Origin of the sequence: Sphingomonas sp. NFX23 (assembly GCF_049887795.1) — a bacterium.
In the GTDB taxonomy this organism is placed as follows: domain Bacteria; phylum Pseudomonadota; class Alphaproteobacteria; order Sphingomonadales; family Sphingomonadaceae; genus Sphingomonas.
Map to the genome: position 1 here is coordinate 95,292 of NZ_JAGEKH010000011.1, position 22,002 is coordinate 117,293.

The 22,002-nt window shown below is 60.1% G+C and carries 20 protein-coding genes; 5 read left to right on the forward strand and 15 right to left on the reverse strand.

Annotated features, from left to right (window positions below):
• The first annotated feature begins 146 nt into the window (after positions 1-146).
• Together J4O76_RS23045 and J4O76_RS23050 are read left to right on the forward strand one after the other, a co-directional pair.
• Positions 147-3,038, forward strand: a complete 2,892-nt coding sequence (locus J4O76_RS23045; RefSeq protein ID WP_426284460.1) for a TonB-dependent receptor — start codon at positions 147-149, stop codon at positions 3,036-3,038.
• A gap of 200 nt (positions 3,039-3,238) precedes the next feature.
• Entirely contained in the window at positions 3,239-4,813 is a 1,575-nt protein-coding gene (locus J4O76_RS23050; protein ID WP_426284461.1) for an alpha-L-fucosidase, read from the forward strand.
• Positions 4,814-5,239: 426 nt separating this feature from the next.
• Here J4O76_RS23050 and J4O76_RS23055 read toward each other — a convergent pair whose 3' ends face one another.
• The 4 genes from J4O76_RS23055 to J4O76_RS23070 form a co-directional block, all read right to left on the reverse strand.
• Positions 5,240-5,806: a hypothetical protein gene (locus tag J4O76_RS23055; protein WP_426284462.1), complete on the reverse strand. Its 567-nt coding sequence runs from the start codon at positions 5,804-5,806 to the stop codon at positions 5,240-5,242.
• A gap of 224 nt (positions 5,807-6,030) precedes the next feature.
• Positions 6,031-6,465 (reverse strand): hypothetical protein, encoded by a 435-nt coding sequence (locus J4O76_RS23060; protein WP_426284463.1) that lies wholly within the window; start codon positions 6,463-6,465, stop codon positions 6,031-6,033.
• 187 nt (positions 6,466-6,652) lie between these two features.
• A complete protein-coding gene (locus J4O76_RS23065) occupies positions 6,653-7,258 on the reverse strand; it encodes a hypothetical protein (protein ID WP_426284464.1) in 606 nt (201 codons plus the stop codon).
• Between the two features lie 286 nt (positions 7,259-7,544).
• Entirely contained in the window at positions 7,545-8,114 is a 570-nt protein-coding gene (locus tag J4O76_RS23070) for a cytochrome b (protein WP_426284465.1), read from the reverse strand.
• Positions 8,115-8,208: 94 nt separating this feature from the next.
• Here J4O76_RS23070 and J4O76_RS23075 point away from each other — a divergent pair, with 94 nt between their 5' ends.
• Positions 8,209-9,639, forward strand: coding sequence for a glycosyltransferase family 2 protein (locus J4O76_RS23075; protein ID WP_426284466.1), 1,431 nt, complete (start codon positions 8,209-8,211; stop codon positions 9,637-9,639).
• A 116-nt stretch (positions 9,640-9,755) separates the two neighbouring features.
• Here J4O76_RS23075 and J4O76_RS23080 read toward each other — a convergent pair whose 3' ends face one another.
• From J4O76_RS23080 to J4O76_RS23090, 3 genes are all read right to left on the reverse strand, one after another.
• Positions 9,756-10,301 (reverse strand): DedA family protein, encoded by a 546-nt coding sequence (locus J4O76_RS23080; RefSeq protein WP_426284467.1) that lies wholly within the window; start codon positions 10,299-10,301, stop codon positions 9,756-9,758.
• A 56-nt stretch (positions 10,302-10,357) separates the two neighbouring features.
• Positions 10,358-10,750: a hypothetical protein gene (locus J4O76_RS23085; protein WP_426284468.1), complete on the reverse strand. Its 393-nt coding sequence runs from the start codon at positions 10,748-10,750 to the stop codon at positions 10,358-10,360.
• Between the two features lie 183 nt (positions 10,751-10,933).
• The gene (locus J4O76_RS23090; protein WP_426284469.1) at positions 10,934-11,659 is read right to left on the reverse strand and encodes a hypothetical protein; all 726 of its coding nucleotides are present in this window, start codon (positions 11,657-11,659) and stop codon (positions 10,934-10,936) included.
• Positions 11,660-12,250: 591 nt separating this feature from the next.
• On the opposite strand from J4O76_RS23090, the gene J4O76_RS23095 reads away from it, so the two are divergent.
• Positions 12,251-12,838 carry an alpha/beta hydrolase gene (locus J4O76_RS23095; protein ID WP_426284470.1) on the forward strand — a complete coding sequence of 196 codons (588 nt, stop codon included), beginning with the start codon at positions 12,251-12,253 and terminating at the stop codon, positions 12,836-12,838.
• 19 nt (positions 12,839-12,857) lie between these two features.
• Here the strand turns inward: J4O76_RS23095 and J4O76_RS23100 are convergent, their stop codons facing one another.
• The 7 genes from J4O76_RS23100 to J4O76_RS23130 all read right to left on the reverse strand — a co-directional run bounded on the left by J4O76_RS23100 (position 12,858) and on the right by J4O76_RS23130 (position 20,574).
• The gene (locus J4O76_RS23100) at positions 12,858-13,739 is read right to left on the reverse strand and encodes an MBL fold metallo-hydrolase (protein WP_426284471.1); all 882 of its coding nucleotides are present in this window, start codon (positions 13,737-13,739) and stop codon (positions 12,858-12,860) included.
• 137 nt (positions 13,740-13,876) lie between these two features.
• Complete coding sequence (locus J4O76_RS23105) at positions 13,877-14,227, reverse strand: response regulator (RefSeq protein WP_426284472.1); 351 nt, start codon at positions 14,225-14,227, stop codon at positions 13,877-13,879.
• 91 nt (positions 14,228-14,318) lie between these two features.
• Positions 14,319-15,668 (reverse strand): PAS domain-containing protein, encoded by a 1,350-nt coding sequence (locus J4O76_RS23110; protein ID WP_426284473.1) that lies wholly within the window; start codon positions 15,666-15,668, stop codon positions 14,319-14,321.
• A 260-nt stretch (positions 15,669-15,928) separates the two neighbouring features.
• Complete coding sequence (locus J4O76_RS23115; RefSeq protein ID WP_426284474.1) at positions 15,929-16,393, reverse strand: response regulator; 465 nt, start codon at positions 16,391-16,393, stop codon at positions 15,929-15,931.
• Positions 16,393-17,493, reverse strand: a complete 1,101-nt coding sequence (locus tag J4O76_RS23120; RefSeq protein WP_426284475.1) for a histidine kinase dimerization/phosphoacceptor domain -containing protein — start codon at positions 17,491-17,493, stop codon at positions 16,393-16,395. Before J4O76_RS23120 ends, J4O76_RS23115 begins: the two co-directional genes overlap by 1 nt.
• Positions 17,494-17,836: 343 nt before the next feature.
• Positions 17,837-19,909 carry a M13 family metallopeptidase gene (locus tag J4O76_RS23125; RefSeq protein WP_426284477.1) on the reverse strand — a complete coding sequence of 691 codons (2,073 nt, stop codon included), beginning with the start codon at positions 19,907-19,909 and terminating at the stop codon, positions 17,837-17,839.
• Between the two features lie 395 nt (positions 19,910-20,304).
• A complete protein-coding gene (locus J4O76_RS23130) occupies positions 20,305-20,574 on the reverse strand; it encodes a hypothetical protein (RefSeq protein ID WP_426284480.1) in 270 nt (89 codons plus the stop codon).
• Between the two features lie 180 nt (positions 20,575-20,754).
• Between J4O76_RS23130 and J4O76_RS23135 the strand changes: the two genes are divergently transcribed.
• Entirely contained in the window at positions 20,755-21,171 is a 417-nt protein-coding gene (locus J4O76_RS23135) for a hypothetical protein (protein WP_426284482.1), read from the forward strand.
• Positions 21,172-21,268: 97 nt separating this feature from the next.
• Here J4O76_RS23135 and J4O76_RS23140 read toward each other — a convergent pair whose 3' ends face one another.
• Positions 21,269-21,652 (reverse strand): DUF1622 domain-containing protein, encoded by a 384-nt coding sequence (locus J4O76_RS23140; protein ID WP_426284485.1) that lies wholly within the window; start codon positions 21,650-21,652, stop codon positions 21,269-21,271.
• Positions 21,653-22,002 lie beyond the last annotated feature (350 nt).

The window sequence follows — 22,002 nt, forward strand, 5'->3', positions numbered from 1 at the left end:
CGGTTCTACAACAGCGCCGTTTCCACCGCAAAGTACGAGGAATAATTACGCATGAAACCCACTTTTATATATCATACTTATTCGCTTAAAGTTAAAGACTGGGGCTAGGGTCCCGTTAGAGGCCGCCAAGTCAGGAGAGTGAGACGATGACCTCAGCTAAGACCCCGCGCGCTAGTCGCAACCAGCTGCACGCCGGCACCTCGGCGCTTGCGCTTCTCCTGATCTGGGCGAGCCCCGTCGCGGCGCAGTCCACGGTCAATCCGCAGGACGCAGCAGCGCAGAGTGGGACTGTCTCGCCGAGCGGCGATCAAGGCGTTGCCGATCCGCAGTCGACCGGCAGTGGCCCCGCCGACGGCGACATCGTCGTCACCGGCGTTCGCGCCAGCCTGTCGAGCGCGCAGGCGATCAAACGCAACGCCGACCAGATTGTGGATTCGATCGTCGCGGAAGACATTGGCAAGCTGCCCGACCGAAATGTTGCCGAAGCACTGCAGCGCATTACGGGCGTACAGATCCAGCGTAGCTTCGGCGAGGGAAGCCAGGTCGCCATCCGTGGGCTTAGCCAGGTCCGCACTGAGATAAACGGCCGCGACGTGTTCACTGCCAATGGCGGCCGCAACCTGAGCCTAGAGGACGTGCCGTCCGAGCTGCTGGCCGGCGTCGACGTCTACAAGAACCCGTCGGCCGAACAGATCGAAGGCGGTCTGGGCGGCCTGATCAACTTGCGCACGCGCAAACCGTTCGACTTCGACGGCTTCAAGGCATCGATCAGTGGCAGCTCGAACTATTACGACCTGTACAGCACGACCAAGCCCCAAGCTAACCTGTTGCTGTCCGATCGTTGGAGTACAGGCATAGGCGAAATCGGCGTCCTCGTTGACCTCGCGTATCAGCAAACCGCGTTCCGCCAGGACCAGATTTCCAGCCAGCCCTTCTACCTCCTCAACGAGGCGCGCAACGCGAACGGCACGTTCGTCAATCCGCTCGACGCGGCGACTGCTGCTGGCCTCGGGCGCACCGGTACACCGACCTATCTGTCGCACGGTGTCGGCATTGGCGAGTATCTGGGCGACCGACGACGCCTCGGTACCGATATCGCGGTGCAATGGAAGCCAACCGACCGCCTGTTGCTCACCGGCGAGTACATCCGTTCGGACTTCAAGTTTCGTTACGGCGACTACAGTTATTTCGCTTATACGGGCGACAATCCGATCACCCCGGACTTCACCAAGCCGTTCACCTTCGACAAGGACGGCAACTTTACCAGTGGCACCTTTGCCGACGTGCCGACCAACGCCAACACCAGTCTGGAAACGCGCCATTCGGTCACTAGCGACTACTCGCTGAACGCCAAGTGGAACCCGACCGACCGGCTGACGATCAACGCCGATGCGCAATATGTCCGCGGTGTCACCAACGGCACTCGCTCGATCGTGATCCTGAGTTCGACTGCCGAGCGTCTGTACGAGGCGACCGGCAAGGGCGTCGTGCCGACCTTCCAGATCTCGCCAGACGGCAACGCCGCCAACGGCAATGGGTCGACCATCGATCCGGCCAACTACGCCTCAGGAGGTGGCTATCTCGACCATATCGAACATTCGGTCGGCACCGAGAAGGCGGGTCGCCTTGACGCAACCTACAAGTTCGATGGTTTCCTCAAGTCGATTAGTGGCGGCTTGCGCTACACCGATCGTTCGGCTGTCACCGACAGCAGCGGCTATGCCTACTACGGCCTGAACCGGCCGCTGGCGCCGGAGCTTTATGAGGTACGTCCGTTCGCGGGCAGCCTGTACCGCGGCTATCAGGGCGTGCCGGCTGGCGCGGTGTTCGTTAGCCGCGACACCGTGCTAGACTATGATGCAACGCGCGCCGCGCTCGCGCCTTATGTCGATGCATCGCAGACCGCCGCGCTGCTGAAGGGCGTCGGCTATCTCCCGAGCGACCGCAACACGCAGAGTGAGAAGACCTATACCGCCTATGGTGTTGCGAAGTTCGGTGTGTCCGACTTTGCGGTACCGATCGACGGCAATATCGGCTTGCGCGTAGTGAAGACGAAAGTCGGCACTTCGGGTTTCGAGAGCCGTTCGGCGCAGGTCCAGACAGGCACTGACGCAACTACCGGTCAGCCGATTTTCGGCAACGGGCCAGTGGCGTTCGTACCGATCAGCGTGAACTCGAACTACACCAAGTTCCTGCCTAGTGTGAACCTGACCTTCCATTTCACGGACAGGCTCCAGTTGCGCCTCGCGGCATCGAAGGGGTTGACCCGTCCCGACTTCTCGCAGCTCAACCCAAACATCGCGATCAACGAGTTCGTTGCGACTGGCGGTCAGCGAACAGCCAGTTCCGGCAATGCAAACCTGCGCCCGCTCACTGCCGACCAGGCCGACGCGTCACTCGAATATTATGTGTCGAAGAGTACGTCGATCTACGCGGCAGGCTTCTACAAGAAGGTCGACGGCTTTATCGCCAACGTCACTGCACCCGAGACGTTCACCTTCGGTGCCAACACCTACACTTATCAAGTCACGCGTCCGCTCAACGGCGACAACGGCACGATCAAGGGCTTCGAAGTCGGCGGCAACACCTTCTTCGACTTCCTACCAGGATGGTTGTCGGGCTTCGGCACGCAGGCCAACTTCACGTTCGTCGACAGCAAGGCACCTAGCCCTGGTGCGCGCGATACGTCGGGCAACCAGTTGCTCGTACCGCTCGAGAAGCTGTCCAAGTACAGCTACAACCTGATAGGCTTTTACGACCAGGGTGCGTTGTCGGCCCGCGTCGCGTACAACTGGCGCAGCAAATTTGTGGACACAACGGCGGGTAACGGCAGCGGCAATTTGCCCATCTTCAATGCTGCGCGCGGGCAACTTGATGCTTCCGTGACATATACGGTCGCACCGCACTTCGCGCTGACCGTCGACGGCACCAACCTGACAGATACCGAGAACCGTACCTATTACGGCTTGCCCAGCCGCCCGCAGTCGTCAGTTCTCAACGATCGTCGCATCAGCGTTACCGCGAGACTGACCTACTGATCAGCTGCGTTTGCGCGAAGAATGCTCCCATCGGTGATCTGGGTTCGTACGAGTTGGACGAACCCAGCGGCACCGATAAAGAGGAACGAACATTGCGGCCTACAAGACGGACTATCCTAGGAGCAGGCCTTGCCGGAACGGCTGCACCGTTGCTGACCAAAGTTTCGCATGCCGCATCGCGTGCCTTAACATTACGGCCTGTGAAGGTGACACCGCCGCAAAGCTTCGCTGGCAACTGGGCCTCGCTAACGGCAGGATACAGCGCGCCCGACTGGTTCTGCGATGCGAAATTTGGTATTTGGGCGCACTGGGGCGCTGCATCCGTGCCGGCCGCAGGCGACGACTGGTATGCGCGGGACATGTACCTTCAAGGTCATCCCTCATACGAACATCACCTGAAGAATTACGGACACCCCGCAGACACCGGATTCATGGAAATCCAGAACCGTTGGCGGGCGGAGCGTTGGGACCCTGGCGCACTTCTGGACCTCTACAAGCGAGCTGGCGCCCGTTATTTCATGGCGATCGCCAATCATCACGACAATCTGGACTGCTATGCCTCGTCTCACCACGCTTGGAACTCGACCCGGGTCGGACCGCACAAGGATATCGTGGGTACGTGGGAAAAGCTTGCACGAGAGCGTGGGCTGCGCTTTGCCGTGTCCAACCATTCAGGGCATGCTTGGCACTGGAATCAGGTTGCTTACGGCTACGATGCCGAGGGAGCGCGGCGGGGTCAGCACTACGATGCCGCTAGACTTACAAAGACTGCTGGCCGGGGCACTTGGTGGGAAGGGCTCGATCCGCAGCAGCTTTACACCCAGGCGAGCATGCCAATGCCCGATGGCATCACATCGATTGCCGAGGCCAACGCGTGGCATGCCGCGACTGATGGATTATGGGATGAGGGTGTGCCCCCGGATCCCGAGTTCGTCCGCCAGTGGGTACTACGATGCCAGGAGCTGATCGATAAGTATCGGCCTGACATGCTCTATTTCGACAACCACGACCTGCCGTTGCAACAAGCCGGGCTCGACATGGCAGCATATTTCTACAACCGAAACATGCAGTGGAACGGTGGCCGACTTGAAGGTGTGGTAACGGCGAAGGAAACGCCACCGCAGCGGCGGATGGGGTTGGTCGATGTCGTGGAGCGTGGCCAGAAGAGCTACATCGACGCGTTCCCGTGGCAGACCGAAACGTGCCTTGGAAACTGGTTCTACGGCGAGCAATATTACCGCGAGAACCGATACAAGACCCCCGCGAAGGTTCTTCATACCTTGTGTGATGTGGTGTCGAAAAACGGCAACCTGATGTTGAGCGTCCCGATCAAAGGCGATGGCACCATCGATGAAAAGGAGCGGCAGATCGTTGAGGAGATCGCGACCTGGATGGGCCGGTATGGAGAAGCTATCTTTGGCACCCGCCCTTGGCGCTTGCACGGTGAAGGCTCGACAACTGATGGAGGCGGCGCTTTCTCGGAGGGAGGCCAGACCTCCACTTACACTGCAAAGGACGTACGTTACGTGACCCGCAACGACGCAGTTCACGCGCTGGTTCTAGGGTGGCCCGCGGACGGCAAGGTGCGCCTCACATTGCTGGGAAGCGGCAACCCCGTTGGTAGAGGCGAAGTACGACGCGTAACGCTGCCCGGTAGCGAGGCACCTTTACCATTCACCCGTTCGGCCGACGCGCTTGAAGTTCGTGTGCCCGATACCGAACGAAATTCTATCGGGCTCGCTCTTGTCATCAACGGCGTCGGACTGACGACCTAAAGCAGAGCGCTGACAATCGGCAGCGACTGCTGACACGTCAACTCACAAGCGCATGTCATCAGGCCTTCTTTGCTTTTCTGAGAGATGAACGGCAATCGATCGAGTAGGCCGCGGCGTTATTGGATTCGATCCCTTTCTAGAAAGCGTGGCGGTCAGACGGAGTGGCGCGCCGCTCCAACCCTCTGGCTATGGACATGAACAAGCGGCTGGAATTGGGAAGCTGAACCGATGCTAGAACGTCCCCTTCTGGGTCTGGCCGGCAGCCGTAGGGCAGGGGGCCGCTTGCCCAAACGCGGACGTTGAAGCTCGTGATCTGGACTCCCGATAACGGCCATTCGTTAGGCGCGATCTTTCCTGTCACTATGGGTGAAAAACTTGGAATGCAGCGCCGCTGTGATCTCACTGCCCTATCGGCCTCGGCGCGTGCTAGATTGCAGCAGCTTCAATCCGGCTTTGAAGGTCTTTGATATTCTGCTCTACGGCGTGCTGTATAACTGCATCGCCCAGAGCCCGCGCGGCCTCATATTCCGCCCTCCTAATCTTGAGCACCTCGCTGGCGACATGTTGCCAATCGGCAGCAGGTATGCCGTAGTCGCGGGTAGCTTCTGCTTGTTCGAGAGCGCTAATTCCAATCAGATGGAGGCGAGGCCACTGATCAATCTCGTCGACATACGCATAATCGAAGTTGATTTTAGCAGTTTCGGTCAATGTCACCGTAACGTGATTCCAAGGCCTTGGCAGGAAGATGTCCAGCGTTCTCATTCTCGCGAGATCGACCTTGATTGACTCCTCCACCTCTTCGGGCCTGCTACCAAAGCCGGCATACTGCCCTTGAACACCGTCGCGACGGGTCCACTGACTGACTCCCGCGGTCTGCATCCACTCATGAAATTGCGCCTCGAACCGCATCTCCACAGCATCCGCGGGGAAGATCGACCAAAGCTTTCGACCAATGTCGCCAACGATTGCTTCGAAATGCTGCTTGTCTGCCATCGGTGTCCCAATCCGTTTGTTAGCACTAATTCGTCGGTCTCCGGCAGCAGGTCCAGTCTCGTTCCAAACTTCGTAATTCGGTGCCGACCAACAGGACGTCTATCGCGCAATCATTTCGGAAAATGCGACGTACCATCTCGGCTATCGCGATCGATTTTCCGTAAGCGGTCCGTCCGCTTTCCTCTCCATTCCGACCATCCTGATGCAAAATCAAAAGTTTTGCATCAGGCCGGGGCGCTTGGCCGAGGCCGCAAGCGCCCAAGGGGATCTAGGACCTTCACCCGTTGGCCAGGTATTCCCGCATAGTCTGTTGCGGAGCGGTGACCGTCGCGGTCAGTGATCGTCACTGTGAAGTGGCAGTTCAACGCGTCGGACCAAAAGCGCGCCTTTGCTTCTACCACGTTACCGATTGATCCACCGGCTTTCGAACAGAGGTCAGCGAATGCGGTCTTATAGAGCGCTACCGACTCCACCAGCGAGGTAGACGGTTCACCTTCGATGACAACGCCGTGTAGGAAATCGACCGTGATCGCGCGCTCGTGAGAGCGCTCGGCATCTCCATAAACGTCCATCTCGTAATGGCCGATCATGAGACCGATGCCGCTCCCGAGGGAATCGGCGACGTTGTGAACGATGGACCGTAGTTCGGCATGTTTCATAGGGGCAGGCTATAATGGCTCAGACCCGTCTCCTATGACTTTCGCACCCATCTGATGCAGAACTCACGGATTTCGCATCGGCCTCAAGGCGGCCCAATCTGCGGCCTTTCTCGCTGCAGAACTCTGATGCTTCCCGAGCAGCACGTCGGTTGCAAAGGGTTCGTTTTTTGGGAACGCTGAAAAGCTCCTACATTCCCTTCGTGAACCAGCAGTTGACCACGCGACCGTCCTCGGCATCCACGTGGCAACGCCCGGTCCATGTCGTCACTTCGAGCACCGCCTGATCTAACGCTATGATCTGAGAGTAGCCTTTCGCGTCCGACCACTCTTCAACCGCCATCGGTGCGCGCCAGGCAAGCCTACCGTTATGTTCGTACGCTGCGACATTTGAAGCGTTGTCCTCCGCAACAAATCCGTACGGCTCATTGACCACATAGACCCGGCGGCGATCAAAATCAGGTACGATCTCCGATACTTCCGTATTGCCAGTTCGGATGCGCTTCAGAATGTTGGCCGTTGCGGCATCTATCAGTAGCAGACCGTCATCGACGCCTACGAACAGGGTTTCATCCATCAGCACCATAATCCGTGCGTTGAACCACGGCGCACCGGGTACGGACACGTCACCAAGTTCGATGATCTTGGCAAAATCAGCGCGTCTCTGTCGCAAGCCAAGGCGCACCCTGCTGGGAGGACGCGACAGCTTCTTGTCGTGGATCTCCTCATAGCTGAGTGCGTCAAATGTCAGATCGGCGACATAATCGACATTTTCCTCTCTATAGGCGTAGCGCATTGCCGTCCTTTCTCTTGTCATGCGCAATGCACCGATGGTTCGCTACTAGCACCTATGCCAGCGAAACCTGAGATTCTCGAAACAACATCCTTTTTGAGAAATTCGGCTTGCCGTCAAGCAGAGGGCAATGCGTGCAGCATGAGCCTCGCCTCGAGATGAACGAAGGGCCGAAGTTGGGAAGCGGAGACTACCCCGCGAACGTCCGGTAGTGGGTCTTGCCGGCGGGCCTGCTTCGATAACGAGCAGCCGTCCGTTTTATCAGCGGCAACTGCGCCGCTCACTTTCCTCAATGGCGGCGCCAAACCGGCATCATGCGGCTTAGTTCGCGGTGTCGGTCGATCCATTCGTGTTTGAGCGCACCGCCGATATGGAACGCAACCAGAGTATAGAGCAGGTAGGCCAGGTAGACGTGCGAGGTGCCAAAACCATCGTGCACGGCATCTCGCGTTGCGGGCGGCAAGCTCAATACCGTGCCGATCCGCGGCCATTCGAACAGTCCGAACAGGAACATTGGGTGGGTCGCCGCATCCTTGTACGCCGAGTCCATGATCCAGCCGGTCAGCGGCATCGCAAATATCAGTGCGTACAGCAGCCAGTGGGTCATGTGAGCCGCGCCGATTTCCCATTTTTGATAGGTGGTCGGCATCGGGGGAGGCCGATGCGTCAGCCGCCAGAGCAGGCGCATGGTCGCTAGGCCGAGGATCGTGATCCCGACCGACTTGTGCAAGTCGATCGCGGGGCGCACGCGGTCGTCGGTAAGGTGCGGCCAAAGCCAGGGCAGGGTCACGTTGATGACGATCCCCAGCGCGATCAGCCAGTGGAAGGCGATGGCGACGCCTGTGTATCTGCTATTCATCCGCTGCAACCCGCTCCACCACCTCGTGCCGATTCTCGGTCCTCGACGCATTCTGCAATAGCGGGTTCAGCAAGCCAGGGTTAGGCGCTGGTCGATGCAATCCCTCTCGGCAATCTTTACCGCCCAGTCGCCGCGTCTCTCGCCACGGCCGATCCCACTGGCAAGCCGGGTGATCGGTCTGGCCGCCCCGCTGGTGTTCGTCGTGTTGATCGCGCAGGCGTTTCTGCGCCAGGGGCTCGCCATATGGTCGATCGGGATCGCGTACATCCTGTACGACACGGCGCTGCTCGTGTTTACGGCGTGGCAGATCCGCAACCTCGCGCAGACCGTGACGCCGGCCTCGAGCGGCGTGCAGCCAAGCTTCGGTGTGATCGTCGCCGCGCATAACGAGGCTGGCGTGATCCGGCTGGCGATTGACCGGCTGCTTGCTCAGGACCAGCCGCCCGAGGCGATCCTGATCGCTGACGACGGATCGAGTGACGATACGCCGTCCGCCATGGCGGCGGGCTATGCGTTGGCAACGCCACCACTCGGGGAACTCGTCGAGATCGAGGTCGGGCGCACCCGGCTTCAGTGGCTGCGACTGCCGCACGGCGGCAAGGCGCGTGCGCTCAACGCCGCGCTTGAACGGATCGAGACGGACGTGGTGCTGACCGTGGATGCCGATACGTTGATCGAGCCCGGCTCGATCGCCGCTATGCGTGCCGCCTTTGCAGCGGAGCCCGAGCTGGTGGCGGCCACCGGGGTGCTGGCACCGATCTGCGGTCCAAGCCTGAGCGGTCGGATATTCGAGTGGTTCCAATCCTACGAATATGTCCGCAACTTCCTGTCGCGCGATGCCTGGATGCGGATCGACGGGCTGTTGCTGATTTCGGGCGCCTTCGCCGCGTTCCGGCGCGATGCGGTGCGGACGGTCGGCGGTTTCGATCCCGACTGCATGGTGGAGGATTACGAGCTGATCCACCGGCTGCACCGCCATGCCCACGATGCCGGGCTGCACTGGACGGTGCGAGTCGTCGGTGGTGCGCTGGCCCGTACGGATGCGCCGGCCAGCATCCCCGCCTTCCTCAAGCAGCGTCAGCGCTGGTTCGGCGGCTTCCTGCAGACTCAGCACTGGAACCGGGACATGGTCGGCAACGCGCGCTACGGGCGGCTGGGCACGCGGATGCTGCCGGTGAAGGCGCTCGATACTGTGCAGCCGATCTACGGTCTGGCAGCCTTTGCGGTGCTGATCGGGCTCGTCGTTACCGGTCGCTACACGCTCGCCTTCCCGATCCTGCTCGTGATGATAGCCAAGATCGCGATTGACCTCAGCTTTCACCTTTGGTCGCTCGGCATTTACAAGCGCTGGACCGGACAGCGCGAAGGCTTGAACCTGGGCCCCGCGATCGTCGCCGCGATCGCCGAACCGTTCAGCTTCCAGCTGTTGCGTCATGCGGGCGCAATCTATGGCTGGTACGCGTTTCTGCGTGGCGGTCAGACTTGGGGCGCACAGACCCGGACCGCGTTTGAGCAGCGCGCTTGACGAAGAAGCTAGTGGTGTCCGACGAACCATTTGGACGGCGGAATGGACGGCGCCTTGGGCTGTCGATTCTGAATGCGGACGAGGTTAAGTGGGAAGCATTGCTCGGCGACAGCTCATCATGCCGCATCGTCTAAAAGTGTAGTCGAACGGCCGAACAGTTTCCAACCCAGCAGCCCGGCGACGAGCAAGCCGACGATCACCCAGGTCAGATTGCCGAGCAGGCTCGCGATCGTCTGAACCTGGTCGCTGAAAGCGCGGCCCAGCGAAACGTAGATCAGCAGCCACAGCACTTCGCCGGCAACGTCAAGAACGATGAACCGTGCCCATGGGTATTCGGTCAGTCCGCTGGTGACGTTGATCCATGGCCCCAATGGCCCGATCAACCACCGGCTGAAGAAGATGCCCCAACCCGCCCATCTACGCGAATAGGCCTCGGCCTGCTCGACTTTGTCTGCCCCGCCGATCCGCTTCGTGACCGCCGATAGCAGCGGCCGGCCGCCATATCGTCCAAAGGCATAGCCGATCTGGTCGCCGACGATCGCCCCGGAGGCACCAGCGAAGATCACAGGCCAGAATGCGAGCTCCCCCTGCGCGACGAACGAACCCATCGCGACTAACGTCAGCGAGCTGGGGAACGGCATGCCGGCCGCAGCGAGGATCATTGCGCCAAATAGCGCAGGGAGCCCGTAGGTCGTAAGAAGTTCAAGTAGCTGTTCAGTCATTTGGCGGGCGACGCCGTCAACGAAGGTGGCCGCATGAACGGTCGTGGCGGCGGGCCGGGCGGCGGGTAGGGCGGCCGCGCGTGGACGATCGCATACATCAGTTTTGCCTCGATCTGCGTCATCGAACGGCCGCTATCCCGCGCAATCCGTCCGAGCGGCCGACGGTCCGGCGTCGGCGGCAGGTTCAACGCCTGATGCAGGACATGGGGCGGGACGTGATACGAATGTGCGACATAGCCTATCGTCATCCACCGCTCGATCGGCTCATCGCGGTGCGCGTTCCAATAAATCGCGTCGCTGACCGTCCGGACCGCGTAATAGCCAGTGAACGCTAGCACCGCGACGAACAGCACGATCAGGGCTTTTCGCCAGGGTCGATTACGTGTCATTCCAGTGCGATACGCGCGCCAAGTGCGACGAGCAACGGCGGCAATATTGCTTCCTATCCATTTCGACAACGATGCAGTCGCATGCGTGGGCCGGCCGGACAATAACGACAGCGGTTCGCTGTGCCGAAAAACACCGAAGTGGCCACAAGTGGGTTAGCCAAGACTTAGGCGGGGAGGAATAGTTTATCGGTCCGCGATCTGCGCCGCGACATGGTGTGGATCGTCGCCAAAGGCATTGTTACCCATGCCACCGCCTACAACCCCGCCGCCGCCCATACCACCTCCACCACCGCGGCCGCTCCGGCTAGCATCGTCTTTGTTGCTACCACCTCTGCCGCTGCCGGACGACGCCGGACGCGTGGGTCCTTGCATAGCAATGATCAGGTCGGCTGGGATCGGGTCGAGATCAAGCGCATCGCGCACGAACGCACGCAGCGATACAACTAGTTCGTGCGTATGTACCGGGTGGCCCGCAACCAGTTCGCGAACCGCCCTGTCCGCGAGCCGGACATGTTCCTCCGTACCCAGCAAGATGATGTCAGACAGCGCGGCCTCGACCGCATCGCGGATCCGGCGCGTTCGGTCCGACCCCGCCGCGCCTTCCGCACTAAGGTTCAACGCGGCCATCGGCTCCACTGCTACGCCGCCCTGCTCCCTCCGCCGCAGGTCGCGCCGGTGGGCCGGATCGACGGTTAGGTCCCCCGTGAACGATCCGCCGAGGACCTTATAGGCAGCGATAAGTGTTCTGAGGCGCTCGTTTATCTGCCGGTTCATCCGTTCACGCCGCTGCTGGAACGTCATTTGAGTGAGCAGCCGGATGCCAACCCCCAATAGCGTAACCAGCGTCAGCCCGAGGATGGTGGCGAGCAGGCTCTGCCAAGAGCTGAAATCCAGACCGCGCAAGTGCATCCCCCTAGTTATAGTCTACGGAACGTCCGTCGATCCTGCAGGTGCCGCGGAGCGGCGCAACACCGAAGATATCCCTGGCCGTTCCTATGCAAGAAGCTACCAGTTGTCTGATGATCTTGGGCCGATAACCGAAGTTTCTGCAATCCGCTTGATCCCGAAGGAAGGTTGCCCTCAAAACAGGAGATACGGTTTGTCGCGGTTCCGGTTCGTCGTCCCCTCTGTCATTGCAATTGGTATTACTGGCGCAGCCTACGGGCAGATCAGCAAGAACGACAACTCGCCTTCAAAGGTTGTCCTCCCCAAGAATGAAAGGGCAGGCACCTGGCTGCCTGCCAAAGATGGGGTTCAGATCCCGCTCTGGCCAGCGAGCACGCCTCTCGCAAAGCCCGACTCGGGTGATCGGCCCGAGGCTACCGGTAACGGGACAGGGCTCGTAGGCGCGCGAAAATGGCATTGGGCGAGCTACGTCACCCGACCAACCATGACCTTGTATCGAGCGAAGGGCCGCAATAGCGGAGCCGCCATGCTCGTTCTGCCGGGTTCGAAGTCATAGCGACCGATCTTGAGGGTACGGAAATCTGCGATTGGGTGGTGCAGCAGGGTATGACCTGTGCGGTGCTCAAATACCGGGTGCCGCAAGACTGGCCGCAGGGCCAGCGGCCGAAAGTGCTGTTGGGTGTGGAAGACGCGCAGCGAGCGATCGGGCTGATGCGCCAGCAGGCTGCGTCCTACGGGATCGACACTCACAAGATCGGCGTCATCGGCTTTTCTGCGGGCGCCTATCTGGCGGCGAACATGAGCAACACCGTAAAGCGCACCTATCGGCTTACGGACGCGGCTGACCGGCAATCGCCTCGCCCGGACTTTGCAATCGTCGCCTACACCGCACGTATGCTGGACGACAGCAAGGGCAGGAACAGTCTCGAACTCAAGACATGGGTGACTATCATCCCCGAGGCACCGCCAACGCTGATCCTACATGCCATGAACGACCCAACGGATCCGATCCCGCAACCGATGGCCTATGCCTTGGCGCTCAGCGATGCCGGCGTGCCGGTCGATATGCGCCTGTACGCCAAGGGGGGCCATGCTTTCGGAATGCGGCCCACGGCTGATCCGATTTCGCGGGAATGGCCCGGACAGGTCAAGCAGTGGCTGCATAACATTGGTGTGCTGTGAAAACGGCATCCCGTCGGCGTCAGTGTTTCACCGGTTGCCAGCGATAAGCAGTGCCGGCCTTGACGATCTGGCCGAGCCCTGGGAACGGAAAATGCGGGCTGAACACATTTTCGCCGTTCGCTGCCAACTTGGCCAGCTCGGCCGTCCGCCGCTGGCGCCCCTGCTCGCCGTCGGTGTCGTAGCCGATGATCCATTCGGGCCTGGCGAGAGACACGATAGTGCTATGGGCTGTATCGCCTATGTCGAGCAGCTTCTGGCCGTCTGACGTGATTTCGTAGCCGCTATGGCCCGGCGTATGCCCCGACAGCGGTACCGCGCGGATCCCCGGCATGACGGCCGCGCCAGGATCAAATGGCGTGACCTTCGGCATGATTGTCGCCACTAGCGCCGCATTGTCGGGCTGGCTCTGCATGAACGCCCATTCGGCGCGCGTCATATGAATCGTCGCGTTGGGGAACGCAAGTTCGCCGTCCGCGCTCGACAGCCCGCCGACATGATCGCCGTGCGAATGCGTGATGAGGACATCGGTAATGTCCGCCGGCGATACTTTGGCGAGCGCCAGGCTCTGCATCAGGACGCCACCAACTTTGGGGCCCAGGCCAGTGTCGACGAGCACCATGCGGCCCGGCATGCGGACCAGCAGCGCGTCGACGCCGAGCGATAGCGCGTCGGTTGGCGCGCCTGCTTTCCGCAATATATCCGTGACAGCTGCCGGGCCTTCCTTCTTGCCGAACACGCTGCCGTCGTTCGGAACGCGGTTGATCATGTCCCGCAAGGCCACAGCACGCATCGAGCCGATGCTGAACAGCACCGCCGCAGGCGCGATCGGCACTGGCTTTGCCAGCACCGTCGCCCCCAAGAATACGGCAAATCCGAGCGCGGCTATCGAACGAAGGGTCATCTACAGTCCCCTGATGATTGTTGGATATCGTAAGGAACGTGGCGGGTTCAGTGAGCTAAGACAACTTGATGAAGTGCCCGGTCTTACAGGTAAGGCCGATGGAGCGACTGCTTCACTGACCGTCGGCGATCGCTGGCTCAGGCGGGCGCCAGACTTTGGAACGCCGCGATAAGAGCCTGTTCGTTGATCGGTTTGTCGAGCACGATCATCGATGGCCGATTTACATGGCATGCTTCGCGCGTGCCGGTCACGAAGATCACGGGCGTCGGCCCATGCTCCAAGATGATGGCTTCCACCGCGGCAGGGCCGGTACCGGCTGAGAGATTGACGTCGGACATGATGATGGAGGGAGGCCTCAATCTCGCAGCATCGATTGCCTCATCTTGCGAGGCAGCCTGATCAAAGGATGTGCCGCCAGCCCGCTCGATCAGCTGGATGATGTGATCGGCGATGAGGAAATCATCCTCGATGACGAGCACATGGCACATATGACAGATCCCGATAAGCTGAGCTCTTAACCAATGTGGTCACGCAATGGGGCCGCCACGGCGTTAATAAATGTCAGACATGGTCGAGAGCTTAGATCGGCGCTTCGATTGCGAAGCGAACACCTTCCGGCAAATATTGGATTTCCGCCTTGCCGCGGATGTGGCGTGACAGGACGCGCTCAATCATTCGCGTACCAAATCCAACACGTGTTGGCATAGCAACGATAGGACCATCCTGCTCTGCCCAGGAGAAGGTAAGTCGACGTTCCGTCGCATTGCCGTTCAGGTCCCAGCGTATGCTCACCTGACCCTCCGGTACCGAGAGCGCACCATATTTGATCGCATTGGTCGCCAGCTCGTGCAGCGCCATCGACAACGCAAGTGTCACTTCCGGGGTCAGCCGTATCGTCGGGCCGACAGCGGAAAACCGTCGACCGTTGCTGTCCATGAACGGCGCCAGCACCCGCTCGACAATCTCACCGATTGCCGCGCCTTCGATCTCGTCCTTGAGAAGCAGTTCGTGCGCAGACGCGAGGCTAGCGATGCGGCCCGACACCGCATCCCGAGCCTCAGCAAGGGACCCAGCATCGCGTAGCGTCTGACTGACAACGGCACTGACCGTCGCAAGTGTGTTCTTCACGCGGTGTGTCAGTTCATGGGCCAGAACCGAACGTTGCTCCTCGGCGAATTTGCGAGCTGAAACATTGCTCGAAAAGCCCGAAACCGCCAACGGCGTGCCATCCGCACGGCGCTGCAGCGAGCCTTGGGAATTGATCCAGCGTTGCTCGCCTTCAGGCGTCAATATGCGGTATTCGACGTTATAACGCGTGCCATGCTCGATAGCGCTGTTCAGCGAAGATCTGACGAGTTCGCGATCCTCTGGATGCACGCAAGCCAACAAGCCTTCCGCCGATAATATCTCTCCGGCCGGCCTTCCAAAGTTTGCAAGACAGCTTGGCGAATAGCTAAGCCGCCATTCTGGCAAGTCGATGGTCCAAGTGCCCAGTCCGCCAGCATCGAGCGCAAGCGCCAGGCGCGCTTCTCGTTCGGCCAAAGCGACTTCACGCTTCGCAAGCTCGGCACTCAGCGTGTCGCGGTCTCGTTCCAACTGCAACAGCCGGTGCCGCTCGAGCGTGACATCGAGCTGAGATGCCACGAAGTAGCGTAGGCTGCCGGTCGCGTCATGCACGGGCGCGACCATGAGGCGGTTCCAGAACGGCGTGCCATCACGACGGTGATTCAGGAGGTCGATATCAATCGGCTCGCGGCTAGCGACCGCATCCTTCATGCGCTGGACGTCGGCCTGATCGGTCAACGGTCCCTGCATGAAGCGGCAGTTCCGGCCGACGACCTCGACCGCCGAGAACCCCGTCAGTGTCTCGAACGCACGATTGACGTAAACCAGCGGGTTATCCGGCAGCGTTGGATCGCTGACGACCATCGGCGTAATGCAGTGATCGAACGCCGCAACGAAGGGGTCATGCTCGTTGAGGCGGGACGCAAATGCGTCGACAGCCTGACGTACGACGCCTGAGGCATCGTGCGGTTGAATAGGCGAAGGGGGGAGTGGCTGACGGTCCAAAGCGGGAACGTCCTAGCGGTAAGACGTTGATAGATCAACGTAATCGAAATTTCGTAGAACTTCTGTCATCTGTCGTCCCACCTCGTGAAGCCATGCGATTGTCGGTTATCACCCGGAAATCAGCGGCTAGTCTGGGACCACGCTGCGGCAAACGCGGGTGCTGCAATGAAGCTCGCCGGCTGCGGGGATACGGGCGGCGGATCGCAGACACCCTCTTCGATGTAGCGCATTGCTGACATCAGACCATTCCGGGAGAAGGGCTTGGGTATGACGCCATGGCCACCGGCAAAGTCGGCTGGAATCTTGAGCGGGTTTGCAGTGACAAAGACGACTATCGCGCCCGCCCATCGCTTCCTGATCAACGCGCAGACATCTAGGCCGCTGGTGCCTTTCGCAAGCTGTATGTCGACAAAAGCCAGGTCCGGGTTGAGATCGCCTGCCAAATCTTCAACTTCGTAGAGAGACGCGGCCTCGCCGACGACACGGTGACCTGCGTCTTCGATCATCGCTTCGATATCCATCGCCAAAAGAGCTTCGTCCTCGACGATCAGCACATTCAACGGCGGTTGGGCGCGTATATTCATTAATCGTCCACCGGGAATGAGAGAGATACACGAACACCGGGGGCGGCGTCGGACCACGCGACGTCGGCCCTGACTTGCTTGGCAAGGCGGGAGATAAGCATCTTGCCAATGCCGTCCGGCTGAACGTCATTGCCGGCTAGCCCATGCCCATCATCGGTAATTTCGATCAGGGCATTATTGCCTTCTAGGGCGGTGCGGACGGAAATCGTACCGGCTCGCCCTTCGGCAAATGCATGCTTGATGGCGTTGGTCGCTATCTCGTTGAGGATCAACCCAAGCGATGCCGCCTTACTGGACGGCACCTCGATTTGCGAAATGTTCGAAACCAGCTTGATGTTGTCGCGTCGGCTGGCACCAACGACGTCGCTGATTAGATTTTCGGTAAACGCCCCGACATCGAACCGGGTGACGTCGTCCGACTGATAAAGACGGCGATGCACTGTCGCCAGAGCATCAACCCGTTCGAGCATGGTTTCAAGTTTTGATGAAACGGCCGGGTCTGATATGCTACGCGCCTGCAAACGCAGAAGTGAACCGATCATCGTAAGGTTGTTCTTTACGCGATGGTCGACTTCGTGGAGTAGCAGAGTTTTTGCATCTAACGCGGCCTCCAGGTCTGACGTGCGCGCCTCAACCTCCTGTTCGACCAATAACTTCTGCTTTGAAATAATAGCCTGCGCCTTGACGCGGTCAGTAACATCAAGCTGGGAGGCGAAGAAGAATACAACCTTGCCGGCGTCATTCCGTACAGGACTCAGATACAGCGCGTTCCAGAACGCAGATCCATCCTTCCGATAGTTTAGAAGGTCCACGGCGATGTCGGTCTGGGCGTCGATTGCCTGACGCACTTTAGCCACCTGCTCTCGGTCGGTGTCGGGACCTTGCAGGAAGCGGCAGTTACGGCCAATAATCTCACTCCGGTCATAGCCCGACAGCGTTTGAAAGGCTTCGTTGCAGAAGACGATCGGGTTATCGGTCTGCGCGGGGTCCGTAATGACCATAGGCATTCGGGTAGCCCGAACAGCCGCGGCAAAAGGGTCTGCTCGTCCGTGCTCGTAACCGAGCGCTTCCGTCAGATGCCAATCGTCCCGCTGCTTCATCACGCCTCCGTGGAGCGTGCCGACCAGCCGAACTCCGTGTCGGGACTAAATCGTTTTGATCGTTTTCCGTTCCGCTGAGAGATCGAGTTCGTCTCACTAAGGCATGACCACTGGGCGGCATGGCTTGCGCGTACAAAGCCTCTTTGAGTTCGAAAATCGGAGACCCGTCTGCAGGCTGGAAGCTGAACGAATAGCACACATGGCGAAAGCGGAAATGGCTCGTGCGTGTCCGTGGGCCTCCGCGCGGGTAAGAAACGCTGGCGGATGAATAGGTGCAGCAAGTAACTTCGAATTCTGAGCTGCCCATTTGTCACCCGCCGTAGTTATTTGGCGGAAGGCAATGTTACCATATTCGTACGCGGTCGGCCGGCGCTAGATACTGCTTCTGGCTAGGATCAATCTTCCATGCGGCGTACCAGGCATCCACGTTGCGTAGCGGGTTCACCGCACGAATCTGGCCCGGCGAGTGCGGGTCGCTGACCAGCTGCTGTCGGAGTGCCTCATTGCGGAACAGCGTCCGCCAAACCTGTCCCCAACCCAGGAAGAAACGCTGATCGCCGGTGAAGCCGCCGATCACGGGGGCAGTCTTGCCGCCAAGCGAGGTATGATACGCGTCGAGCGAGATCAGCACCCCGCCCAGGTCGCCGATGTTCTCGCCCATCGAAGCGCGGCCATTGATGTGGATGCCGGGCAGCCCGTCGAAGCTGTATGCCTCGTATTGTTCGCCAAGCCGTGCCGCCTGCGCCTCGAACTTGGTCGCGTCCTGTGCTGTCCACCAGTCGCGCAGGATACCGCGGCCGTCTGACTTGCGGCCTTGATCGTCGAAGCCGTGGCTGATCTCATGGCCGATCACGCCGCCGATGCCGCCATAGTTCACGGCGTCGTCGGCCTTCGGGTCGAAGAAGGGCGGCTGCAGGATTGCGGCCGGGAACACGATCTCGTTCTTGACCGAGTTGTAGTAGGCGTTGACCGTCTGTGGGGTCATTCCCCACTCTGCCTTGTCGACCGGGATACCGATCCGCGCCCGCCGATAATTCCATTCGAAGCGTTGCGCGGCCTCTGCGTTGCCGACGAGGTCGCCTGGCTTGATCTGGAGCGCGGCATAGTCGCGCCATTTGTCCGGGTAGCCGATCTTGACGTTGAAGCCCTTGAGCTTGTCGAGCGCCTGCTCCTTCGTGGCGGCGCCCATCCAATTCAGATTGCGGATGCGTCCGGCCAGCGCCACGCGCAAATTGCCGACGAGCTGGTCCATCTTCGCCTTGGACGCGGGCGGGAAGTAGAGCGCGACATAGTCTCGGCCGATCCCCTCACCGACGCCGTTCTCGGCGAACGCCACCGCACGCTTCCAGCGCTCGCGCTGCTGTGGTTGGCCGTTCAAGAACTTCGAGCGAAACTCGAACTGCGCGTCGACGAAGCGCTTTGACAGGAGTGGCGCGATGTCGTCCGTGATGCGGAATGCCTCCCACGCCTTCAACGTTGCGAGGTCGCTATCGGCGAACACCTTGGCGATGCCGGGGAAGGCGGTGTTCTGCGCCACGATCGCGCGGTTGGCGGCGTCGACACCAGCGGCCTTGAAGAAGGTCGCCCAGGGAAAACCGGGTGCCTGGCTTGCCAACTGCACGGGCGTCGTCGGGTTGTAGGTCTTGTCGCGGTCGCGGCTCTGCGCGCGCGTCCAGTGCGCCTGGGCGAGCTTGGTCTCCATCGCCACGACGTTCCCCGCCGCGGTCTCGGCGTCCGGCCATCCCGCGAGCGTCAGCATCTGCGTCACATATTGGCGATACCGCGCGACCTGTGGGGCGAATTTGGGGTCGAGATAGAGGTCGCGATCGCCGAGGCCCAGACCGGACTGGCGCAAATAGAGCGCGTATACGTCTGGCTGCTTGGCGTCGTCGTTGACGCCCGGCGCGAAGAAGCTCCCGCCGAAGCCGCCGAGCGAGCGTCCCATGAATTGGGCGATGTCGTCCTTAGACGTTGCAGCCTTCAGCAGCGCCAGTCGCTGGACCAGCGGTGCGGCGTCGAGCTTCTCCGCCGCCGCCGTGTCCATGAACCCTGCGTAGAGGATCGCTGCCTTCATGCGGTCGGGATGCGCCGTATCGGAGGGACTGTAGCGGCCGATGAGGCTGCGCAGCCGCTGCTCGGAGATGTCGCGCAAGACCGCGAAGGCACCGTAGGACGAGCGATCCGGCGGGATCTGGGTTCGATCCGCCCATGCGCCGTTGACGAAGCGGAACCAGTCGTCGCCGGGCTTCACGCTACGATCCATCCCGGTGACGTCGAAGCCCCAACTGCCATAGCTGGTCGCCGCGGTGCTATCCGCCGGCGCTGGTGCTCTTGACTGCGGAGTCTGTCCTGTAACTGCGCTCCCGATCGCGACGACGCCGAGGAGGGCAACAAGCGGCATATGCTTCAAAACCAACCATCTTCTCCGATCAAGGACACTGCACCTTACCTTTATGAGGGCTTCGCGCTAGCGGAAAACATTCAATAAGTGGCCACATCAAAATGCTGCCGAGCTCGTTTGGATATTGAATGGATGCGTAGGTCTCGGAAGCGGAGAGGGGCGCGCGAATGCCAGCTATGGCCTTCCATGCCGCGGGCCATTCATATTCGCTAGCTCGCCGAAAGCCTGGGAATATGTCTCAAGTCGTACACCTCCCGCTTGGATCGTTCATGGTGCATCGGATGGCTACAGCTGCCAACAGCCTTGGCGCTTATTGCAAGATGTAAGAAGGGCATCCGAGTCGCCTCGAATGCCCTAATTTTGCAAGCCGCTTGGGAGCAACCTGCCTGCAACTCTAAGCGCTTAGTCTGTTAGATGCCATTCGAAAGATTGGTATCCGGATCATTGGTGCGCATGTCTTCAGCCTGATTCTGGCCTGTCGCGCGTACTGCGTCGGCCTTGTTCTCCAGGCTTGCTTCAGCTGCTTCGTTGCTCGTGGCATCGGCCGCGTCTTCGAGGTTATCGGCGACGGCTTCAGTGTTCGACTCGATCTTATCGGCCGCCTGCTCGCGCGGGCTGGTGTTGCAGGCGGCGAGCGAGAGCAGACCGGTGACGACGGCGACAGCGAAAACTTTCTTCATGATCAACCCTTTTTGTGGTGCGGTACGGATACACGACGGCGGTTAGAATTCAACGCCGATCCACTTGGTGGGGTATAACGGGCCAGCGGTCAGCAATGCCTTGCCTAAGCGATCCCCTCAACTGGCAGGAACCAGTGGCTAAGCCCATGCGCTCCGAGCGGCACCACTAAGGAAACAGCAATGGATGAGTTTGCGCGCATGATGAGTATGGAGGGTGTGCGTCCTCTTGATACCCCAAAGGAAACATCCCGACGGGTCGTCAAACAGCCATCTCCAGTTTCGAGCCAACCGTTAGTAACTGTGCCAGAAATGGGGGCAGGCGGTTATGCGTGGGTTACAGGAAAACGTGCGCGCACTGCGCTCGAGACGGCGTTGGAACGCTTGGCCAGCGAGATCCGCAGCGGACGGCGCGGCTGGGCAACCGGCATTCTTCAGGATGGCAGGACAGTCACATTGCCTGCTTCGTCAGGAGCGGCGTCACTGCTTGGCACCGCAGATCGCCAATCGTTACGCCTAATGATTGTCGGCGGCGACGGCTGGACCTTCGTAATGCATCCGATGATGGGAGTCGCTACGCTCGATAACGATCCTGCCTAGCCCGATGAACAAGCGTCAGGAAAGGGGACGCAGGTGGAGCGGCTTGAACGTCGCGAACTAGGTTGTCCTGACTGAGGGGCGGCGGTCCGCGTTACTATTACTGATCCGTCCCTCGTTGAGCCCTTTCGTTGAATTGTTCTTTCTGCCACGGCCAGCGCCCGTCAATCTCGACCTCGAGCGAGAAGCTCAGGAACGTCCTGATAAGAACAATGCCAGCAAGAACGAGCAGACTTTCGATTGTCGGCTCGACCGCTACCATGTTGATGATGTCGGCCGCGACCAGGAACTCGAGGCCAAGAAGGATCGATCGGCCAAGACCCGACCGAAAGTCGGCGACTAGCATTGCTCGGCTGGTTTTGCCCCGAGCCAGACCGAGCAAGAAGGCGGCCAGCGTTCCGAATGCCCCTACAACGATAATTGCGGTACCGACGATCTCGACGGCGCTCGTTGCTAAGTGGATCCACTGGGCTTCGTTCCTCATAATGGTGCTTCATGCCTGAGCGTCTGCAAAGGCACAAACTACTAAAGGGCAGGTTGGCCAGTCGGACCGGTTGGAAGCGTCGCGCCTGCTTTAACGAATACGGCATGGATAGATCAGGCCTATCGACGCGTTGCTGCGCCGCACAATTTGGACACCGTGATATGCCTGCTGCCAACATCACCTGCTCAGCAAGCGGGCCACGTCGGTCCGAAGCTAGGCGTGCCGTGAGGTGGCCCCCTAAATGACCTGACAGGGCCCCGCTCTTAGATAAGAGTGAGGCATATGACTGACGGTACGACCAGGCGTTACAACGATGGCGAGGTTCTCTCCGGTGTTCAGCGCCGGAGGCG

Coding starts and splice junctions, on each gene's coding strand:
- J4O76_RS23055 (WP_426284462.1), bottom strand. CDS start 5,806: ATGGCAGACAAGCAGCATTTCGAAGCAATCGTTGGCGACATTGGTCGA.
- J4O76_RS23065 (WP_426284464.1), bottom strand. CDS start 7,258: ATGCGCTACGCCTATAGAGAGGAAAATGTCGATTATGTCGCCGATCTG.
- J4O76_RS23130 (WP_426284480.1), bottom strand. CDS start 20,574: ATGAAGAAAGTTTTCGCTGTCGCCGTCGTCACCGGTCTGCTCTCGCTC.
- J4O76_RS23085 (WP_426284468.1), bottom strand. CDS start 10,750: ATGACACGTAATCGACCCTGGCGAAAAGCCCTGATCGTGCTGTTCGTC.
- J4O76_RS23090 (WP_426284469.1), bottom strand. CDS start 11,659: ATGCACTTGCGCGGTCTGGATTTCAGCTCTTGGCAGAGCCTGCTCGCC.
- J4O76_RS23120 (WP_426284475.1), bottom strand. CDS start 17,493: ATGAAGCAGCGGGACGATTGGCATCTGACGGAAGCGCTCGGTTACGAG.
- J4O76_RS23075 (WP_426284466.1), top strand. CDS start 8,209: ATGCAATCCCTCTCGGCAATCTTTACCGCCCAGTCGCCGCGTCTCTCG.
- J4O76_RS23140 (WP_426284485.1), bottom strand. CDS start 21,652: ATGAGGAACGAAGCCCAGTGGATCCACTTAGCAACGAGCGCCGTCGAG.
- J4O76_RS23100 (WP_426284471.1), bottom strand. CDS start 13,739: ATGACCCTTCGTTCGATAGCCGCGCTCGGATTTGCCGTATTCTTGGGG.
- J4O76_RS23045 (WP_426284460.1), top strand. CDS start 147: ATGACCTCAGCTAAGACCCCGCGCGCTAGTCGCAACCAGCTGCACGCC.
- J4O76_RS23105 (WP_426284472.1), bottom strand. CDS start 14,227: ATGTGCCATGTGCTCGTCATCGAGGATGATTTCCTCATCGCCGATCAC.
- J4O76_RS23115 (WP_426284474.1), bottom strand. CDS start 16,393: ATGAATATACGCGCCCAACCGCCGTTGAATGTGCTGATCGTCGAGGAC.
- J4O76_RS23110 (WP_426284473.1), bottom strand. CDS start 15,668: ATGGTCGTCAGCGATCCAACGCTGCCGGATAACCCGCTGGTTTACGTC.
- J4O76_RS23060 (WP_426284463.1), bottom strand. CDS start 6,465: ATGAAACATGCCGAACTACGGTCCATCGTTCACAACGTCGCCGATTCC.
- J4O76_RS23080 (WP_426284467.1), bottom strand. CDS start 10,301: ATGATCCTCGCTGCGGCCGGCATGCCGTTCCCCAGCTCGCTGACGTTA.
- J4O76_RS23070 (WP_426284465.1), bottom strand. CDS start 8,114: ATGAATAGCAGATACACAGGCGTCGCCATCGCCTTCCACTGGCTGATC.
- J4O76_RS23135 (WP_426284482.1), top strand. CDS start 20,755: ATGGATGAGTTTGCGCGCATGATGAGTATGGAGGGTGTGCGTCCTCTT.